General features: G+C 73.5%; 14 protein-coding genes and 1 pseudogene. 11 read left to right on the forward strand and 4 right to left on the reverse strand.

Annotation, left to right across the window (positions count from 1 at the left end):
* Both B082_RS0104960 and B082_RS0104965 read left to right on the forward strand, forming a co-directional pair.
* A pseudogene (locus B082_RS0104960) lies at window positions 1-212 on the forward strand (IS110 family transposase); the annotation flags it as partial.
* A gap of 91 nt (window positions 213-303) precedes the next feature.
* A complete protein-coding gene (locus tag B082_RS0104965) occupies window positions 304-2,691 on the forward strand; it encodes a phosphoketolase (protein ID WP_026249434.1) in 2,388 nt (795 codons plus the stop codon).
* An 81-nt stretch (window positions 2,692-2,772) separates the two neighbouring features.
* Here B082_RS0104965 and B082_RS0104970 read toward each other — a convergent pair whose 3' ends face one another.
* A complete protein-coding gene (locus tag B082_RS0104970; RefSeq protein ID WP_018550697.1) occupies window positions 2,773-3,888 on the reverse strand; it encodes a hypothetical protein in 1,116 nt (371 codons plus the stop codon).
* Window positions 3,889-4,036: 148 nt separating this feature from the next.
* On the opposite strand from B082_RS0104970, the gene B082_RS0104975 reads away from it, so the two are divergent.
* Complete coding sequence (locus B082_RS0104975; RefSeq protein ID WP_018550698.1) at window positions 4,037-4,603, forward strand: hypothetical protein; 567 nt, start codon at window positions 4,037-4,039, stop codon at window positions 4,601-4,603.
* 30 nt (window positions 4,604-4,633) lie between these two features.
* On the opposite strand, the gene B082_RS0104980 is transcribed toward B082_RS0104975, so the two are convergent.
* Window positions 4,634-5,455 carry an endonuclease I family protein gene (locus B082_RS0104980; RefSeq protein WP_018550699.1) on the reverse strand — a complete coding sequence of 274 codons (822 nt, stop codon included), beginning with the start codon at window positions 5,453-5,455 and terminating at the stop codon, window positions 4,634-4,636.
* A 248-nt stretch (window positions 5,456-5,703) separates the two neighbouring features.
* Between B082_RS0104980 and B082_RS0104985 the strand changes: the two genes are divergently transcribed.
* The 4 genes from B082_RS0104985 to B082_RS0105000 all read left to right on the forward strand — a co-directional run bounded on the left by B082_RS0104985 (window position 5,704) and on the right by B082_RS0105000 (window position 9,631).
* Window positions 5,704-5,904 (forward strand): hypothetical protein, encoded by a 201-nt coding sequence (locus B082_RS0104985; protein WP_018550700.1) that lies wholly within the window; start codon window positions 5,704-5,706, stop codon window positions 5,902-5,904.
* Between the two features lie 86 nt (window positions 5,905-5,990).
* On the forward strand, window positions 5,991-7,148 hold the full coding sequence (locus tag B082_RS0104990; RefSeq protein ID WP_026249436.1) for a methyltransferase: 1,158 nt from the start codon (window positions 5,991-5,993) through the stop codon (window positions 7,146-7,148).
* Between the two features lie 103 nt (window positions 7,149-7,251).
* Window positions 7,252-8,430 (forward strand): acyl-CoA dehydrogenase family protein, encoded by a 1,179-nt coding sequence (locus B082_RS0104995; RefSeq protein ID WP_018550702.1) that lies wholly within the window; start codon window positions 7,252-7,254, stop codon window positions 8,428-8,430.
* A 157-nt stretch (window positions 8,431-8,587) separates the two neighbouring features.
* A complete protein-coding gene (locus tag B082_RS0105000) occupies window positions 8,588-9,631 on the forward strand; it encodes a hypothetical protein (RefSeq protein ID WP_026249437.1) in 1,044 nt (347 codons plus the stop codon).
* Here the strand turns inward: B082_RS0105000 and B082_RS0105005 are convergent.
* Complete coding sequence (locus B082_RS0105005) at window positions 9,626-10,540, reverse strand: ADP-ribosylglycohydrolase family protein (protein ID WP_018550704.1); 915 nt, start codon at window positions 10,538-10,540, stop codon at window positions 9,626-9,628. The two genes, B082_RS0105000 and B082_RS0105005, sit on opposite strands and share 6 nt — an antisense overlap.
* Window positions 10,541-10,800: 260 nt before the next feature.
* Between B082_RS0105005 and B082_RS0105010 the strand changes: the two genes are divergently transcribed.
* From B082_RS0105010 to B082_RS0105025, 4 genes are all read left to right on the forward strand, one after another.
* Window positions 10,801-11,700, forward strand: coding sequence for an oxygenase MpaB family protein (locus B082_RS0105010; protein ID WP_018550705.1), 900 nt, complete (start codon window positions 10,801-10,803; stop codon window positions 11,698-11,700).
* Between the two features lie 17 nt (window positions 11,701-11,717).
* Entirely contained in the window at window positions 11,718-13,820 is a 2,103-nt protein-coding gene (locus B082_RS0105015; protein ID WP_018550706.1) for a serine/threonine-protein kinase, read from the forward strand.
* A 47-nt stretch (window positions 13,821-13,867) separates the two neighbouring features.
* Window positions 13,868-15,412, forward strand: a complete 1,545-nt coding sequence (locus B082_RS0105020; RefSeq protein ID WP_018550707.1) for a phytoene desaturase family protein — start codon at window positions 13,868-13,870, stop codon at window positions 15,410-15,412.
* Between the two features lie 61 nt (window positions 15,413-15,473).
* Window positions 15,474-15,911 carry a VOC family protein gene (locus tag B082_RS0105025; protein WP_018550708.1) on the forward strand — a complete coding sequence of 146 codons (438 nt, stop codon included), beginning with the start codon at window positions 15,474-15,476 and terminating at the stop codon, window positions 15,909-15,911.
* A gap of 62 nt (window positions 15,912-15,973) precedes the next feature.
* Here B082_RS0105025 and B082_RS0105030 read toward each other — a convergent pair whose 3' ends face one another.
* The gene (locus B082_RS0105030) at window positions 15,974-17,812 is read right to left on the reverse strand and encodes a serine hydrolase domain-containing protein (RefSeq protein ID WP_018550709.1); all 1,839 of its coding nucleotides are present in this window, start codon (window positions 17,810-17,812) and stop codon (window positions 15,974-15,976) included.
* Window positions 17,813-17,848 lie beyond the last annotated feature (36 nt).

Here is a 17,848-nt window from a genome sequence, read left to right on the forward strand (position 1 = left end):
TCAAGCGGGCCATGTTCCTGTCCGCCTTCGCCTGCATGAACGCCGACCCCGCCTCCCGCGCCTACTACGACAAGCAACGAGCCCGCGGCAAGACCCACACCCAAGCTCTCCTCCGCCTCGCCCGCCAACGCATCAGCGTCCTGTTCGCCATGCTCCGCGACGGCACCTTCTACGAATCCCGGACACCGAAGGACGTCGAGCTCGCCGCATAACCCCAGCACACCGAACCACACCAAACCCGACAGGGGCGCCTTGACGAAGGACATAGAGGCACCCCCCGCACCCGCCCGCTGAGAGGTGACCATGAGCGATGCCCCACTCTCCCCGCCGGCGGCCGGCCCGTCCGAGGAGGAGATCGACGCGCTCGACGCGCACTGGCGGGCCGCCAACTACCTGGCCGTCGGGCAGATCTACCTCATGGACAACCCGCTGCTGACCCGGCCGCTCACGCCCGAGGACATCAAGCCGAGGCTGCTCGGGCACTGGGGCACCTCACCGGGCCTCAACCTCGTGTACACCCACGTCAACCGGCTGATCAGGGCGCGCGGTACCCACGCCCTGTGCGTCTGGGGGCCCGGTCACGGCGGTCCCGCCGTCCTCGCCGGCTCCTGGCTGGAGGGCAGCTACTCCGAGACGTACCCCGATGTCAGCCGGGACGCCGAGGGCATGCGCCTGCTGTTCAAGCAGTTCTCCTACCCCGGCGGCGTGCCCAGCCACGTCGCGCCCGAGACGCCGGGCTCCATCCACGAGGGCGGCGAACTCGGCTACTCCCTGGGCCACGCCTACGGCGCCGCCCTCGACCACCCGGACCTGCTGGTCACCTGCGTCATCGGCGACGGCGAGGCGGAGACCGGACCGCTCGCGGGCTCCTGGCACGCCAACAAGTTCCTCGACCCGGTCCACGACGGGGCCGTCCTGCCGGTCCTCCACCTCAACGGATACAAGATCGCCAACCCGACGGTGCTCGCCCGCCTCCCACAGGCCGAACTGGACGACCTGCTGCGCGGCTACGGACACGAACCCCTGTACGTGGAGGGGGACGACCCCCGCACCGTGCACCGGGAGATGGCCCTCGCCATGGACCGGGCCGTCGACCGCGTCGAGGAGATCCAGGCCGCCGCCCGGACCGGCGGCGGGACGGACCGGCCCCGGTGGCCCATGATCGTGCTGCGCACCCCGAAGGGCTGGACCGGCCCCGCCGAGGTCGACGGGCTGCCCGTCGAAGGCACCTGGCGCGCCCACCAGGTCCCGCTGCCCGGCGTCCGCGACAACCCCGCCCACCTGCGTCAGCTGGAGGCGTGGCTGCGCTCCTACCGGCCCGGGGAACTCTTCGATCCCGAGGGGCGCCCCACCCCGCAGGTCCTGGACTGCGTGCCCGAGGGGACCGCCCGCCTCGGCGCGTCCCCGTACGCCAACGGCGGCCTGCTCCTGCGCGACCTGCCCATCCCCGGACTGGACGGATTCGCCGTCCAGGTGGAGCGGCCGGGCACCACCCTGCGAGAGCCGACCCGGGTGCTGGGCGGGCTCCTCGAAGCGGTCATGGCGGCCACGGCCGACCGCAGGGACTTCCGGGTCGTCGGCCCCGACGAGACGGCGTCCAACCGGCTCGACGCGCTCTACGAGGCCAGCGGCAAGGCCTGGCAGGCCCGTACGCTCCCGACCGACGAGCACCTCTCCCGCGACGGCCGCGTCATGGAGGTCCTCTCCGAGCACCTGTGCCAGGGCTGGCTGGAGGGCTATCTGCTGACCGGCCGGCACGGGCTGTTCTCCTGCTACGAGGCCTTCGCGCACATCGTGGACTCGATGGTCAACCAGCACATCAAGTGGCTGCGGACCTCGCGCCGGCTGGCGTGGCGCCGCCCCATCGCCTCGCTCAACTACCTGCTCACCTCGCACGTCTGGCGCCAGGACCACAACGGCTTCTCGCACCAGGACCCCGGCTTCGTGGACCACATCCTCAACAAGAGCCCCGAAGTCGTACGCGTCTACCTGCCGCCGGACGCCAACACCCTGCTCTCGGTGGCCGACCACGCCCTGCGCAGCCGGGACTACGTCAACGTCATCGTGGCCGGCAAACAGCCGGGTTTCGACTGGCTCACCCTCGACCAGGCCCGGGTGCACTGCGCGCGCGGCGCCGGGGTGTGGGAGTGGGCGGGCACCGAGGACGGCACCCGGGAACCCGACGTCGTGCTCGCCTGCGCCGGGGACGTCCCCACGCTGGAGACCCTGGCCGCGGCCGGCCTCCTGCGGCGCCATCTGCCGGAGCTGGCGGTGCGGGTGGTGAACGTCGTGGACATGGCCCGGCTCATGCCGCAGTCCGAACACCCGCACGGGATGCCGGACTCCGAGTACGACGCGCTGTTCACCCGGGACAGGCCGGTGATCTTCGCGTATCACGGCTACCCCTGGCTGATCCACCGGCTGGCCTACCGCCGGACCGGCCACGGCGAACTGCACGTGCGGGGCTACAAGGAGGAGGGCACGACCACCACGCCCTTCGACATGGTCGTCCGCAACGACCTCGACCGCTACCGCCTGGTCATGGACGTCATCGACCGGGTGCCCGGCCTCGGCGTCCGGGCCGTGGCGGTGCGTCAGGAGATGGCGGACATCCGGACCCGCCACCACGCCTGGATCCGCGAGCACGGCACCGACCTGCCCGAGGTGGCCAACTGGGTCTGGGAGGGCTGAGGCCGCGCCCGCCGCCACGCGGATGGGCCCGGACGGAGCGATCCGTCCGGGCCCATCCGTGAGCGTAGCGGGGCCGGCGCCTCAGTAGCGCAGGGCCGCCGCGACCCGGCCGTGCTCCTTGAGCGAGTCGTCCGCGACGAAGACCACGTCCGCGCCGCTGTCCAGCGCCGACTCGACCAGCTCGTCCACGATGTCCTCGCGGGCGTCCTCGTCCGTCAGATCCGCGTTGTCCCCGACCGGCTTCAGGTGCTCCTGGTCGACCCGGACCGTCTGCTGGTAGTGCTCCTCCACCGCCACCAGACCGGCGCGGCCCTCACGCACGGCGGCCCACACCTCGTCCAGCCCGCCGGCGAAGGTCTTGCGCCCGCGCGCCTCGTCCAGCTTTCCGTCGATCTCCGCCGCGAACCGCTTCCGCCGGGCCTCCAGCGCCGGGCGCAGCTCGGTCAGCAGGTCCCCGGGCCCCGAGTTCTCGGCCGGAGCGCCCTTGGTGACCCGGCCCGCCGCGCCCTTCGCGCTCTCGCCGACCTCGTCGAACAGGGCGAGCGCGGGGGCGAGCCCGACCAGGTACAGCGGCCGGGGGTCGGTGGCCAGGACAGCGCGCAGCTTCTCGTCCACCTCGCGCAGGAAGTTGCGGGTGTCCTCGTTGGTGAAGTTGCTCGGCGTGTCGCCGATCCGCTCCTCGCGCTGCGGGTTGGGGTCCCAGTGCGGGGCCTTCAGCGGGAAGCCGCCGATATGCGCCTCCTGCGCGGAGTCGGCCGTGCCGCTGTAGAGGGCGGCGTGGTCGGACGACACGGTGAGCGCCCAGAAGGGCTGGGCCTGCGCCTTCGCGGCGACGAGGTTGCGGGTCAGGTAACTGTCGCTCAGCACCACCCGTTCGGGTGCGGTACGCGGCAGCCGCCAGATCCGGTACTCGTCGGCCGTCGCCAGGAGCACCAGGGCGTCCAGGGCACGGCGCTGATCGAGTTCGCCCACCGCGCGGTCGAGCTGCTGCCTGATCGCGGTGCGTGCCTCGCGGGTGACCGCCGGGTCCGCGTCCAGCCTGTTGGCCGCCTCGGAGAGCAGGTTGCGCAGCCGCACGGCGTCCTGGGCGTTGTCCGGGGCGCGCCGGTGGGTCGGCATGGTCAGGGACAGGGCCGGATAGGGCTTGGCCGCGCGCAGCTCCTGCAGCAGGCCGGCGGTCAGAGCGTCCGTGTCCATCAGTTCCCTCCCGGGGAATTACGCGCACGGCGTGCGGAGCGGGTGATTCAACGAGTCAATTCATACCTTTTGATCCTAATATGGGCGAGTTGGTCATTCCGGGTGCGGGAGTCCTGCTTCCCGCGCCCCTTCAGTAGACGGAGCGTTTGTGAACCGGACCAGCCCCGTGCGGCGCGCCCTCGGTGGCCGCGCAGCCCGCAGCCTGACCCCCGCCGTGCTCGCCGCGGTGCTCGTCGCCGGTGCCGCCGCCTGCGGCAGCTCCGACACCTCGTCGCCCGGCACGGCGCGCAGCACGCGCACGCTGTCCGCCGCGCCGTCGGCGAGCCCCAGCCCGACCCCGAGCGAACGCTCCCAGGCGGACTTCGCGGCATCGGTCTCCGCCGAGGAGGAGCGCAGCAGGCAGAAGGCGGAAGCCACCCTCAAGGGCGTCGAGGGCAAGGGCGACGCCGTCGACGACGTCTCCGTCAGCGGCCTCCCGGTCGAACCGTCGGAGCGGTTCCGCAGCGCCCTGGTGCGGGTGACCAACCGCACCGACGAGGAGGCCTTCTACGCGGTGCGCGTGGAGTTCGTCGACGCGTCGGGCAAGGTGCTGGACTCCGTGGTGCTCGGCTTCTCCGACACCCCGCCCAACCGCACCGTCAGTGAGCACGCGAACAGCCGCAAGGCCGCGGGCGTCAAGACGTTCCCCCGGATCGCCCAGGCGCAGCGGGGCTGACGCCGGGGCGACCGGGCCGGGCCGTCCCCGTCACCAGATGGCTTCCACCCATTCGGGGTGGTCGATGAACGGGTTCCGGTTGTGCTGGTACTGGTCGAATATGACGTCGTTGCGCCGCTTCTCGAAGGAGTCCGGCGGGTCCTGCTGGCTCCAGGTCTTCAGTACCGAGAGCCGGCCGATGTTCGGGGCGGAGCCGTTCGACACGCTGTCGTTGGGCTCCAGATCGGCGAACGAGTCGTCGCCCTCGTAACGCACCGCCATGTAGAGGATCATGCGCGCCACATCGCCCTTGACGGCGTCGCGCGGCTCGAAGGAGTCGCTGTCGGTGTAGTTGCCCGGCGCGCCGCTCACCGCGCTGCCGCCGTTGTCGAAGTCCTTGTTGCCGCGCGTGGAGTTGACCTGGACGTCCTCCGGGCGCAGGTGGTGGATGTCGGTGCCGGGGCCGGTGGCCGTGCCGAAGTTGCCGTGGGACTTGGCCCAGACGTGCTCGCGGTTCCACTGGCCGACGCTGCCGCCGTTGTTGCTCTTGGGCTCGGAGCGGCCCGTGTACAGCTCGATCACGTTCGAGGGGTTGGCGGGGTCCTCGTCGGTGTCCTTCAGGGCGTCCCACACCTGGCTGTAGGTGATCTTGCTCTGGTCGCTGATGATCGTGTGCAGTGCGCTCTTGAGCGCGGTTCCGGTCTTGCCGACCGCGTCCTGGTAGTAGGTGTCGTCCAGCGAGGCGAGCGGGGCGGCGGTGGTGGACGGTGCGGCCGGGGCCGGTGCGGCCGCGGCGGTTCCGGTGAGCACCGCGAGTACGGCGAGCGCGGCGGGCAGGGAGCGCCGCAGGTGAAGGTGGTGACGACGGGACATGTGGGGTGTCCTCTCCGGGAAAACACACACCGCGGCGCCGTCACGAGGTGGGGGGCGGCTCCGCGGTGGTCGTGTTCGCTATGTGGTGAACGGAGCCTTCCATGCGGACCGTGACGATGTGTGAACGCGTCGTATCTATCATGTGCAGGTCAAGTGAGGGCCCGGAGCCCCCTCCCCGGCCACCGCGCGGCACCGGATGCGGCCCCGGCGGCGGAGGGCGAGAATGACGGGAAGGACAAGGAGGCGGCATGAGCGACGAGTCCGAATCCGTATCCAGTACCCGGGGCGTGACCCCGGACGCCCTTCTGCACACCGGAGCCAGCGACGACCCCTCGGCGGAGGACCTGGTGCTCGCGTCGGGGCGCGACCTGACACCGCAGAACCTTGAGTGGGCACGGCGCACCCTGGCCAGGGAGGGCCGGGCGGCCCTCGACAAGCGACTGCCGTAGGCGGCGGAGCGGCGCGGCGGCGTACGGCCGTCGCGCCGCCCGCGGGTGTACGGGCGCCGGCCCCGCTCGGTTAGCCTGAACGCACAATGAACCGTTTGACGACGTCAGGGGCCGGTTACGACCTCGCCCGCTACCCCGAGGACCCCCGCGACCCCTTCCGTGCCTGGGACGCGGCCGACGCCTACCTGCTCCAGCACCTGGAGGGGGCCGACGGGGCGGATCCGGTGGACCTCTCCGGGCGCCTCGTCGTGGTCGGGGACCGCTGGGGCGCGCTGAGCACGGTGCTGGCCGCCCACCGCCCCGTGCAGATCAGCGACTCCTTCCTCGCGCAGCGGGCGACCGGGGCGAACCTGCGGCGCAACGGCGCGGCCGCGGACGCCGTGCGCATGCTGTCCTCGCGCGACACCCCGCCGGACCGCGTCGACGTGCTCCTCGTACGGGTGCCCAAGAGCCTCGCGTTCCTGGAGGACCAGCTGCACCGGCTGGCGCCCGCCGTGCATGCCGGCACCGTCGTCGTCGGCACCGGCATGGTCAAGGAGATCCACACCTCCACGCTCAGCCTCTTCGAGCGGATCATCGGCCCCACCCGCACCTCCCTCGCGGTCCGCAAGGCCCGGCTCATCCACTGCGCGCCCGACCCGGCCCTGCCCCGCACCCCCAGCCCCTGGCCCCTGCGTTACGCGCTGCCCGACGACGCCGGAGCGGTAGCCGGCCGCACCGTCACCAACCACGCCGGGATCTTCTGCGCCGACCGGCTCGACATCGGCACCCGCTTCTTCCTGAAGCACCTGCCGGACCGCAGCGGCCCCGACCGGGTCGTCGACCTCGGCTGTGGCAACGGCGTCGTCGGCCTCGCCGCCGCCCTCGCCAACCCCGACGCCACGCCCACCTTCATCGACGAGTCCCATCAGGCCGTCGCCTCCGCCGAGGAAACCTTCCGGGCCAACACCGGCCCCGGAGCCCGCGCCCGCTTCGTCGTCGGTGACGGCCTCGCCGGCGCCGAGCCCGGCAGCGCGGACCTGGTCCTGAACAATCCGCCCTTCCACTCCCACCAGGCCACGACGGACGCCACCGCCCGGAACATGTTCCACGGGGCGCGTCGCGCGCTGCGCCAGGGCGGCGAGCTCTGGGTGGTCGCCAACCGGCACCTGGGCCACCACACCGCCCTGCGCCGCGTCTTCGGCAACTGCACCACGGTGGCGGGAGACCCGAAGTTCGTCGTGCTGCGCGCCGTCAAGCGCTGACCCACCCACCGAGGGGCCGCGCCCCTTCCGGATTCTTGCAACACGTTCTACTGTGTGCGCCGCCGCACACGGGCGACGCGACCGCGAGCATCCTGGAGGGGCCGTGCACCTCGAATACACGCCGCAGCAGCAGGAGTTGCGCGCCGAACTGCGTACGTACTTCGCCGCCCTGGTCCCCGACAACGCCTACGCCCGCTACGGGGACCCGGCCGCCCAGAAACGCTTCTACCGGCAGACGATCAGGCGCCTGGGCGCCGACGGCTGGCTCGGCGTCGGCTGGCCCACCGAGTACGGCGGGCGGGGCCTGTCGCCGATGGAGCAGTTCATCTTCTTCGACGAGGCGGCCCAGGCGGGCGTACCCCTGCCGCTCATGGCCCTCAACACCGTCGGCCCGACGATCATGCAGTTCGGCACCGACGAACAGAAGGCCGCCTTCCTGCCCGGGATCCTGGCCGGTGAGACCGACTTCGCGATCGGCTACAGCGAACCCGGCGCGGGCACCGACCTCGCCGCCCTCAAGACCCGGGCGGTCCGCGACGGCGACAGCTACGTCGTCAACGGGCAGAAGATCTGGACGACCAACGGCGACACCGCCGACTGGGTCTGGCTCGCCGCCCGCACCGACCCGGACGCCCCGGCCCACAAGGGCATCACCATGCTCCTCGTCCCGACCTCCGACCCCGGCTACTCCTGCACCATCATCAACACCCTCGCCTCGCACGACACCACCGCCAGCTACTACGAGAACATCCGCGTCCCCGTCTCCCACCGGGTCGGCGAGGAGAACAAGGGCTGGCGCCTCATCACCAACCAGCTCAACCACGAACGCGTCACGCTCGCCGCCCACGGCACCATGGCCATCCGCGCCCTGCACGACGTCCGCCGCTGGGCCGCCGGGACCCGCCTCGGCGACGGTCGCCGCGTCATCGACCTCGGCTGGGTCCGCACCCGCCTCGCCCGCACCCACGCCCGGCTCGACGCGATGAAACTCCTCAACTGGCAGATGGTCTCCGCCGTCCAGCACCACACCCTGACCCCCCAGGACGCCTCCGCCGTCAAGGTCTACGGCTCCGAGGCGCGCCGGGACGCCTACGCCTGGCTCATGGAAGTCGTCGGCTCCGCCGGCCCCCTCAAGGAGGGCTCGGCCGGCGCCGTCCTGCACGGCGAACTCGAACGCGGCTACCGCTCCGCCGTCATCTTCACCTTCGGCGGCGGCAACAACGAGATCCAGCGCGAGATCATCTCCTGGATCGGCCTCGGGATGCCGCGCGTACGGCGCTGAGGCGGTGTGACGCGGTACCCGTTCCTGACGGGGCGGCGCGGGCGCGGCGCAGCGGTCCCGCCGTACGAGAAATCCCGTGGGCCCTTCGCCCTGGACGAGGCACAATTCCCTGGGAACCGGGGCGAGTCCCTGGGATTCGGGGCGAGGGGAAGCTTGTTTGGACGTGTTCGCGTGTGCCGGCTGCGGCACGGAGCTGACGGCGCCGGTGTCCCGGGTGGCCCTGCCGGTCCATACCCATCACGGGGGATGGGAGGAACTCCATCCTCCGCTGATGGAGCCCGCGACGTACGCCGTCGACCCCCGGCCCACCGGACCGCCCTGGCGGCCGTGGGAGGAGGTCGGAGAGGACGCGGCTGCCCGCCAGGGCGTGTACGCGCCGGTGCACTCCGTCTCCTTCGGCGCGCGGAACAGGATCGTCGTCGCCCCCGGCGACTCCCGGTCCATGGCCCTGATACCCGAGAAGTGCGAGGGCTACTGCCGGGGTGTGGACGGCCGGGCCGGCCCCAACCTGGCGTGCGAGGGGTGCGGGCGGGCCGTGGCGACCCGCATGGACGACTGCGGACTGTGGCAGACGGTATGGCTGGAGCCCGGCGCGGTCGTACGCCGCCCCTCCGGGCTTCCCGACGGTCCGCCTCCCGGCTGGGACGAGGTGGAGCGCGCCGGGCACCGTGTCCCGCCCGTCGAATCCGACGGGTCGTGGAGCCGTCGCTGGGAGGCGGCGGTCGGGGTCGCGCTGGCCCACCTCGTGGCGGCCACCGAGAACCGCCCCGTGATCCTTCCCGCCGGCCCCGTCGCCGAGCTGCTCGGCCACGCCGTCGCCCGGTACCTGCCGGCCGGTCCCGACGCGCGTGGTGTCGGGCTGGCCGGCCCGGGAATCCGCACACCCCGGCCCCGCCCCGACATCATCCTCGTACCCCGCCACCCCCTCACGGGTGCGCCCTGGCGCCCACCCGGCGACGACGCGCCCGTGGTGCCGCTGGACAGCGGGGTCTGGGCCTACCTCGCCCACCCGGGTGAGACCTCACCGATCCCCGCGACGGGGGTGCTTCCGGACGGTGTCCTGCGCGACGACTACCCCCTGCCGCCGCGCCCCTGGCGCCCGCTGACGCCCCACCGCCGCGCCTTCGAGGACACCCTGGCCGCACTGCCCGCCGTACGCGCCCCCCGGCTGCGCGGGTATCACGGCGGGTTGCGGTCATGAGCCCTCACCCATCGCGGGCAGCGGTTCCCGGGCCGCGTGCCAGGCGGGCGGGAGAGCGGCCACGCCCGTGCGAGCGGCGATCACCCCGCCGGCGATGGCACACGTGGTGTCAATGTCGCCGCGTCCCTCCACGGTGAACCACAGGCCCTCCTCCAGACCGTCCAGGTGTCCCGCCGCGCACCAGAGGGCGAAGGGGACGGTGTCGGGCCCGGACATCCGGTAGCCGGAGCCCAGGACCTCCGCGGCATGCCGCAGCGAGGTACGGGCCGGCATCCGCGCGGCGACCCGCACCCCCGACCGGACATCGCTGTCGGGCAGCCGAGCGGCGACCTCCTGGAGGAAGTCCGCACGGGCCGGGGCAGGTCCGCCCCGGCTGCGTGTGGCCAGCGCCGCCGCGAGGGCCACCGCCACCGCTCCGGCGACCGCCTCCGGGTGGTGGTGCGATACCTCGCTCTGGCGGGCGGCCTGCTCGGCGGCCGTATCGAGGTCGGCGGCGTGCCAGGCGCCGAGCGGGGCGACGCGCATCGCCGCGCCGTTGCCCCAGGAGCCCATCCCTTCGAACATCCCGGTCACCACGTCCCGCCACGGCTCGCCCGCGCCGACCCGGCGGAGCACGTCGTGCATCGAGGCGCCGTAGCCGCGGTGCGAGTCGGCGGCGTACGCCTCGGCGAGGCGCACCGCGAAGCGGTCCTGGTCGACGGCGCCGCCGCCCTCGGCGAGTTCGCGGACGAGCACGATCGCCTGGGCGGTGTCGTCGCTCCACCGCCACACCGGCTCCTGGGGCAGGATCCGTGCCGCCAGGGGCTCCGGGCCCTCGCGGCGCAGGATGCCGAACCAGCGGTCGCCGAAGGCATCACCGAAGGCGAGCCCGGAGAGCGAATCCAGCGCGGGGACAGGCGGGTTGGTCATCGGAGCAGTATGACAAGGCGGCGTCCCCGGCCGGGCCGCCGGCACCGGTCCGCCCGCTTCGGTGCGCCCGCGGGCGGTCCCGCTGAGCAGCTGGCAGGCCACCCGCTCGGACACCGCGGAGGCGTCCCTCCTCGCCCGGCTGCGCACACCGCCGGCCTGACGCCCTCGCCGTACGGGTGCCCACCGGGCACGCCCCCGGCCACACTGGGGGCATCCGGCGGATCGCCCCCGGACCGCCGCCGAGCCGGAGGTACCCGCACATGACGCAAGCCGACCCCGGGCTCTTCGGCCCCGCATCGGTCACCTGGCAGCTGCACGGCGACCCGATGATGTGGGTCGCCGGTGTGCGCGCCCTGTACCTCCAGGCGCTCCACCCGCTCGCGGTGCGCGGGGTCATGCAGAACTCCGATTTCCGCGAGGACGCCTGGGGCCGGCTCATGCGCACGGCGGGCTTCGTCGGCACCATCACCTACGGCACCACCGAAGCCGCCGAGAAGGCGGGCGCCCGGGTCCGTAAGATCCACCGGCACCTGAAGGCCACCGACCCGGCGACCGGGCGCACCTACGGCGTCGACGAGCCCGAGCTGCTGCTGTGGGTGCACTGCGCCGAGGCCGACTCCTACCTCCAGGTCCTGCGCCGCTCCGGCTACCCGATCACCGGCCGGCAGGCCGACCAGTACATCGACGAACACCGCCGCGGCGCCCGCCTCGTCGGCCTCGACCCGGAGCGCGTGCCCGCGACGACCGCGCAGCTGGCCGCCTACTTCGCACGCGTACGACCGTGCCTCGTCCGGACGCCGGAGGCGAAAGACGTCGACAGCTTTCTGCGCACGCCGCCCGTCCACCCCCTGCTCGTCCCCGCACGGGCCCTGCTGTGGCGGCGTGTCGCGACGCTCGCCTACCAGTCGCTGCCCCCGTTCGCGCAGGAGCTGTACGGCCGCCCCGCGCCGCCGCCGGCCGCCGTCGACCGGCGCCTGCGGGCCGCCGGCACAGTCCTGCGGGCCGTCCCCGCGCGGCTGCGCTGGCGGCTTCCGCCAGGTCACATCATGAACGCGATGGCCCGGCTCGGACCCGGCAGCCGCCCCACCCCGTACACACTGAAGAGGCAGGCAGCCATACTGGACGCTCCGGGGAGGGCGCGGCGACAGCAGGCGGAATGACGGGGGCGGCAACAGGGATGGCGGAAACCAGGCTGATCCAGAGCCGGTACCGACTGCTCGACCTGATCGGGCGCGGCGGCATGGGCGAGGTGTGGCGCGCCCGCGACGAATCGCTGGGCCGCCAGGTCGCCGTCAAATGCCTGAAGCCGATGAGCCCCCAGCACGACGAGGACTTCAACCGCATCGTGCGCGAACGCTTCCGCCGCGAGGCCCGGGTCGCCGCCGCCCTCCAGCACCGGGGCGTCACCGTCGTCCACGACTTCGGCGAGTACGAAGGCGTGCTCTACCTCGTGATGGAGCTCCTGGACGGCCGCAACCTCAGCCAGCTCCTGGCGGACAACGAGCAGCACCCGCTGCCCGTCGACGACATCGTCGACATCGCCGAACAGGTCGCCGACGCCCTCGGCTACACCCACCAGCAGGGCATCGTCCACCGCGACCTCAAGCCCGCCAACATCATGCGGCTGTCCGACGGGACGGTGAAGATCTGCGACTTCGGCATAGCGAGGCCCGGCCACGGCATCCCCGTCACCTCCCGGCTCACCGGCGTCGGCGTCGCCATGGGCACCCCGCACTACATGTCGCCCGAGCAGATCATCGGCGGCCAGGTCGACCACCGCAGCGACCTGTACTCGCTGGGCTGCGTGCTGTACGAGATCGCGACCGGGGCCCCGCCCTTCGACCTGGAGGACTCCTGGGGCATCCTCGTCGGCCACCGCGACACGCAGCCCGAGCCGCCGCGCTCGCACCGCGCCGAACTGCCCGGGTTCTTCGACCGGGTCGTCCTGGACCTGCTCGCCAAGACCCCGGACGAGCGGCCGGCCGACGCCCACGACCTGCGCCGCCGCATCGCGGTGGGCCGCACCGGCGAGCACCCCTCCCTGGAGCCGACCGGCCAGGTGCCGCTCGCCCCGCCCGCCCCCGTGCCGCTCCCCGGCCGGCGCCCCGCCGCACCGTCGCCCCCCGCATGGGCGCGGCGGATCACCGGGGGCCTCAAGGCGACGGGCACGGCGAACCCGGCCCCGGCCGGCCCCTCGGAGGCCCTGACCCGCGCCTGGACCACCGGCAGCGGCACCGGTCCACGCCCCGACCCCGCGCCGCCCGCCGCGCACGGCACCCTCGCCGGCCGCTACGAGCTGGAGACGAAACCGAGCCGCAAGGCGCGGGCGCAGGACGCGCTGCGCGAGTTCGGCCGGATCGCCGAGGCCCGCGAACGCACCCTGGGCCCCGACCACACGCAGACCGTCGCCGCCCGGCAGCAGATGGCGTACGCGCTGGGCCGGCTCGGCCGCCACGACGAGGCCCACGAACTGCACGCGGCCGTCCTCGTGTCGAGTGAGCGTGCGGTGGGGCCCGATCACCCCGACACCCTGCGCTGCCGCCACAACCTGGCCTTCAGCCTCAGCAGGCTGGGACGCCTGGAGGACTCGTACCGCATGGCCCGGGACGTGGCGGCGGCCCGCGCCCGGGTGCTGGGCGCCGGCCACCCCGACACCCTGGTCACCCTCTACGAGGTCGGTTACGCGCTCGGGCGGCTCGGCCGGTGGACGGAGGCCCTGCACACCTACCGGCAGGTCGCCGACGCGCGGACCCGGCTGCTGGGCGCCGACCACCCGGACACCCTCGCCACCCGCTACGAGGTCGGCATCAGCCTCGGACGGCTCGGCCGCAGCGCCGACGCGCTGGAGCTGTACCGCGCGCTCGTCGCCGACCGCACCCGGGCAGGCGGCCCGGACGATCCGGAAACCCTGCGCGCCCGCCACGGACTGGGCGTCAACCTCGGCCGGCTGGGCCGCTGGGACGAGGCCCTGGCCGAGGCGCAGGCGGTGTGCGCGGCCAGGGAACGGGTGCTGGGCGCCGACCACCCCGACACGCTCGTCAGCCGCCGCGAGGTCGCCGTCGCCCTGGGCTGGCTCGGCCGGTGGACGGAGGCCCTGCACACCTACCGGCAGGTCGCCGACGCGCGGACCCGGCTGCTCGGCCCCGGCCACCCCGACACGCTCGCCGGCCGCGACGACGAGGCGCACTGCCTCGAACAGCTGGGCCGCGCCCACGAGGCGGCCGGCCTCTACCGCGAGGTGGCGGCGCTCCGGCAGCAGCGCGGCCGGCCCCAGCCCTGACCGGCACCCGCTCTGGCCGGGCCGCCCCCGCCGTGCTACCAAGGGGCATGACCGTACGGGACAGCTATGACGCGGTGATCGTGGGCGGCGGCCACAACGGCCTGGTCGCGGCGGCCTATCTGGCCCGCGCCGGACAGACCGTCCTCCTCCTGGAACGGCTCGCCGCCACCGGGGGCGCGGCCGTCTCGACCCGCCCCTTCGCGGGCGTCGACGCCCGGCTCTCGCGCTACTCCTACCTGGTGTCGCTGCTGCCGCGGAAGATCGTCCGCGATCTCGGCCTGGACTTCGCCGTACGCAAGCGGACCGTCTCCTCGTACACCCCGGCCGTCCGCGACGGGCGCCCCACCGGGCTGCTCGTCGGCGGTGACCGCACCCGTGATTCCTTCGCCGCGCTCACCGGATCCGACCGGGAGTACGAGGCGTGGCAGCGTTTCTACGCGATGACCGGGCGGGTCGCCGAGCGCGTCTTCCCGACCCTGACCGAACCGCTGCCCGTCCGCGACGCGCTGCGCGAGCGGATTGATGACACGGACGCCTGGCGCACGCTGTTCGAGGAGCCCATCGGCGTCGCCGTCGAGCAGTACTTCGCGGACGACCTCGTGCGCGGCGTCGTGCTCACCGACGCGCTGATCGGCACCTTCGCCGACGCCCACGACCCCTCGCTGCTCCAGAACCGCTGCTTCCTCTACCACGTGATCGGCGGCGGCACCGGCGACTGGGACGTTCCGGTCGGCGGCATGGGCGCGCTCACCGACGCGCTCGCCGGGGCCGCCCGGACCGCCGGCGCACGGATCAGGACCGGGCACGAGGCGGTCCGCATCGACACCGACGGGACGCGCGCCGAGGTGACGGTACGGACGGAGGACGGGGAACACGCCGTCGGCGCCCGCCGGGTCCTGGTCAACGCCTCCCCGCAGGCCCTCGCCGCGCTGCTCGGCGACGAGCCGCCCGCGCCGCCCGAAGGGGCCCAGCTGAAGGTGAACATGCTGCTCACCCGGCTGCCCGTGCTTCGCGACCGGTCCGTCGACCCGCGTGAGGCGTTCGCCGGTACGTTCCACATCGCCGAGGGGTACGGGCAGCTCGCCGCCGCCCACCGGGACGCGGCGGCCGGCCGGCTGCCCGCCGCGCCGCCCTCGGAGATCTACTGCCACTCGCTGACGGACCCCTCCATCCTCGGTCCGGACCTCGCCGGCCGCGGCTACCAGACCCTCACACTCTTCGGCCTGCACACCCCCGCCCGCCTCTTCGCCGCGGACAACGAGGGCGCCCGCGCCGCCCTGCTCCGGGCCACCCTCGCCGAACTCGACGCCCACCTGGAGGAGCCGGTCGCCGACTACCTGGCGCTCGACGCCGACGGCGAGCCCTGCATCGAGGCGAAGACCCCCCTCGACCTCGAACGCGACCTGCGGCTGCCCGGCGGTCACATCTTCCACCGCGACCTCGCCTTCCCGTACGCCACGGAGACGACGGGCCGCTGGGGCGTGGAGACCGCGCACCCCAACGTCCTGCTGTGCGGGGCGGGCGCGGTCCGCGGCGGCGGGGTGAGCGGCGTCCCCGGCCACAACGCCGCGATGGCGGCACTCGGCCGCTGAACCGGGCCCCGCTGACCGGCGACGTACCGCGGGGCCCGACGCCCGCAGACCGGAGGAGCACATGCCCATACGCTGGAGTCCGACCATCGACTGCGCGCGCCCCGCGCGTCTCGCGCGGTTCTGGGCGCTCGCCCTGGGGTACGCGCCGAAGCCCCCGCCGGAGGGCTTCGGCAGCTGGGAGGAGTGGTTCGCGCACTTCGGCGTCCCCGAGGAGGAGTGGGACGACGGCGCCTACCTGGCGGACCCGGACGGCCGGGGGCCGGCCCTGTCCTTCCTCAAGGTGCCCGAGGCGAAGGCCGGGAAGAACCGACTGCACCTGGATGTGCAGGCGGGCGGCGGCCGTGACGTGCCGTGGGAGGTGCGGTGGCCGCGCGTGCGGGAGGCGCTGGCGCGGCTGACCGCCGCCGGGGCGACGGTCCTGGGGGAGCACGAGGCTCAGGGCAGGCCCGACCACTACGTGCTGGCGGACCCGGAGGGCAACGAGTTCTGCCTGCTCTGAGTCCCGGTGCGTACGCGGGGCGGCCGGGCTCATCCGCCCCGCGTACGCGGCCGTCGCCGGTGTCAGTCGGCGGAGGGGGCCCAGCCGTCGGCCTCGATGCGGCGGGCGTCCGGCGACCTGGTCTCGTCGAAGACCGTACGCCTGCCGTCCTCGACCCGGATGGCGTCCACATACGCCCCCCGGCCCACGTACAGCTGGTCGGTGGTGTAGCGCCACCTGAGGTGGACGCGGGCGCCGCGCCAGTCGCCGAGGCCGGCTTCGACGCGGTGCCAGACCCGGCCCGACCAACCGGAGAGCGAGCCCTCCGGATGCGGCTCGGGCCGCGGTCGCCGCCCCTGCCCGGTGGGGGTGGTGGTGAACGGGACCGGCTGCCAGGTGGCCCCGGCGTCCGTGGACGCCTCCAGGAGGAGGAAGTCCGACTCGGGTTCGGTGTCCCACCACAGCGCACAGCTCAGCCGGGCGCGCGAGGAGGCGAGCGCCAGCGGCGGCAGCGCCAGGGTCGCGGTGGCGGCGCCGGCCATCCCGGAGAACCAGGCCGTACGGCCGCGGTCCGGCCGGACCGCGACGGCCCGCGCCATCTGGTTGGCGGTGGCGACGCGCGGCGCGCTGCCGGAGCGCCAGTTGCGTACCGGGTGCACCGAGTTGCCGAGGACGATCAGGAACGAGTCCGTGCTCGGATCCAGGACCAGGCTGGTCCCGGTGAAGCCGGTGTGACCGGCCGTCCGGGGCGTGGCCATGGCGCCCATGTACCAGTGCTGGTAGAGCTCGAAGCCCAGACCGTGCGCGTCACCGGGGAACGCCGTGTTGAAGTCGGTGAACAGCAGGTCGACCGATTCGGCGGAGAGGATGCGGGCCCGGCCGTAGACCCCGCCGTTGAGCAGGGTGCGCGCGAGGACCGCCAGGTCCCAGGCGCACGAGAACACCCCGGCATGACCGGCGACCCCGTCCAGGCTGTACGCGTTCTCGTCGTGCACCTCGCCCCAGACCAGGCCGCGTTCGAGGCCGGACCAGGGGAGCCGGGCGTCCTCGGTGGCGGCGATCTTCGGCTTCCAGGAGGCGGGCGGGTTGTACCGGGTGCGCTGCATGCCGAGCGGAGCGGTGATCCGTTCGCGGAGCAGTACGTCCAGGGACCGGCCGGTCAGCTTCTCCAGTACCAGCTGGAGCGAGATCAGGTTGAGGTCGGAGTAGAGGTACACCGTGCCGGGCGGGTTCGCCGGCACCTCGTTCCACAGGAGTTCGAGCTTGCCCTCTCTGGTCGGCGCGTCGTAGAGCGGGATCCACGCGGTGAACCCGGAGGTGTGCGTGAGCAGCTGACGGATCGTGATGTCCTGCTTGCCGCCGCCCGCGAAGTCCGGCAGGTAGGAGGCGACCGTCGCCTCCAGCTCCAGAGTGCCCCGCTCGATCTGCTGCACGGCCAGGATCGAGGTGAACAGCTTCGAAACCGACGCCAGGTCGAAGACCGTGTCCTCGGCCATGGCGATCTGCTGGTCCGCCGGGAACTCCACCCCCGTGTCGGTGGTCTCGTCATACGCCGAGTAGCGCACCGCCTTGCCGATCGGCCGGTGCAGCGCCACCGTTCCGCCCCGGCCCGCGAGCAGGACCGCGCCCGCGTACCACGGGTGTGCCGGTGAGTCGGCGAGGTAGCGCTCCGCCTCGGTGACCAGCTGGTCGAGCGGTTCCTGAAGCAGGCCCGCGCGGGCGGCGGTGCCGCGCCGCAGGGTCGGCCGGGCGCCGTGCCCCGACCCGCTTCCCGCGCTCATGTCCGCCCCCGTTCCCGGCTCCGTGGCAGACGCCGTGCCCGCGAACGGGATGGGCGCCAGGGCGAGTGCTCCGCCCAGGGCCAGCATCCCACCCCCCAGCCGCCGCCGGCTGATGCCCTCGCCCGCCGTGTCCTGCGTCATCCGCAACCCCTTCCCACTGCCTGAAAGTAACTTTCT

Origin of the sequence: Streptomyces sp. ATexAB-D23 (genome assembly GCF_000373645.1) — a bacterium.
Taxonomy (GTDB): domain Bacteria; phylum Actinomycetota; class Actinomycetes; order Streptomycetales; family Streptomycetaceae; genus Streptomyces; species Streptomyces castrisilvae.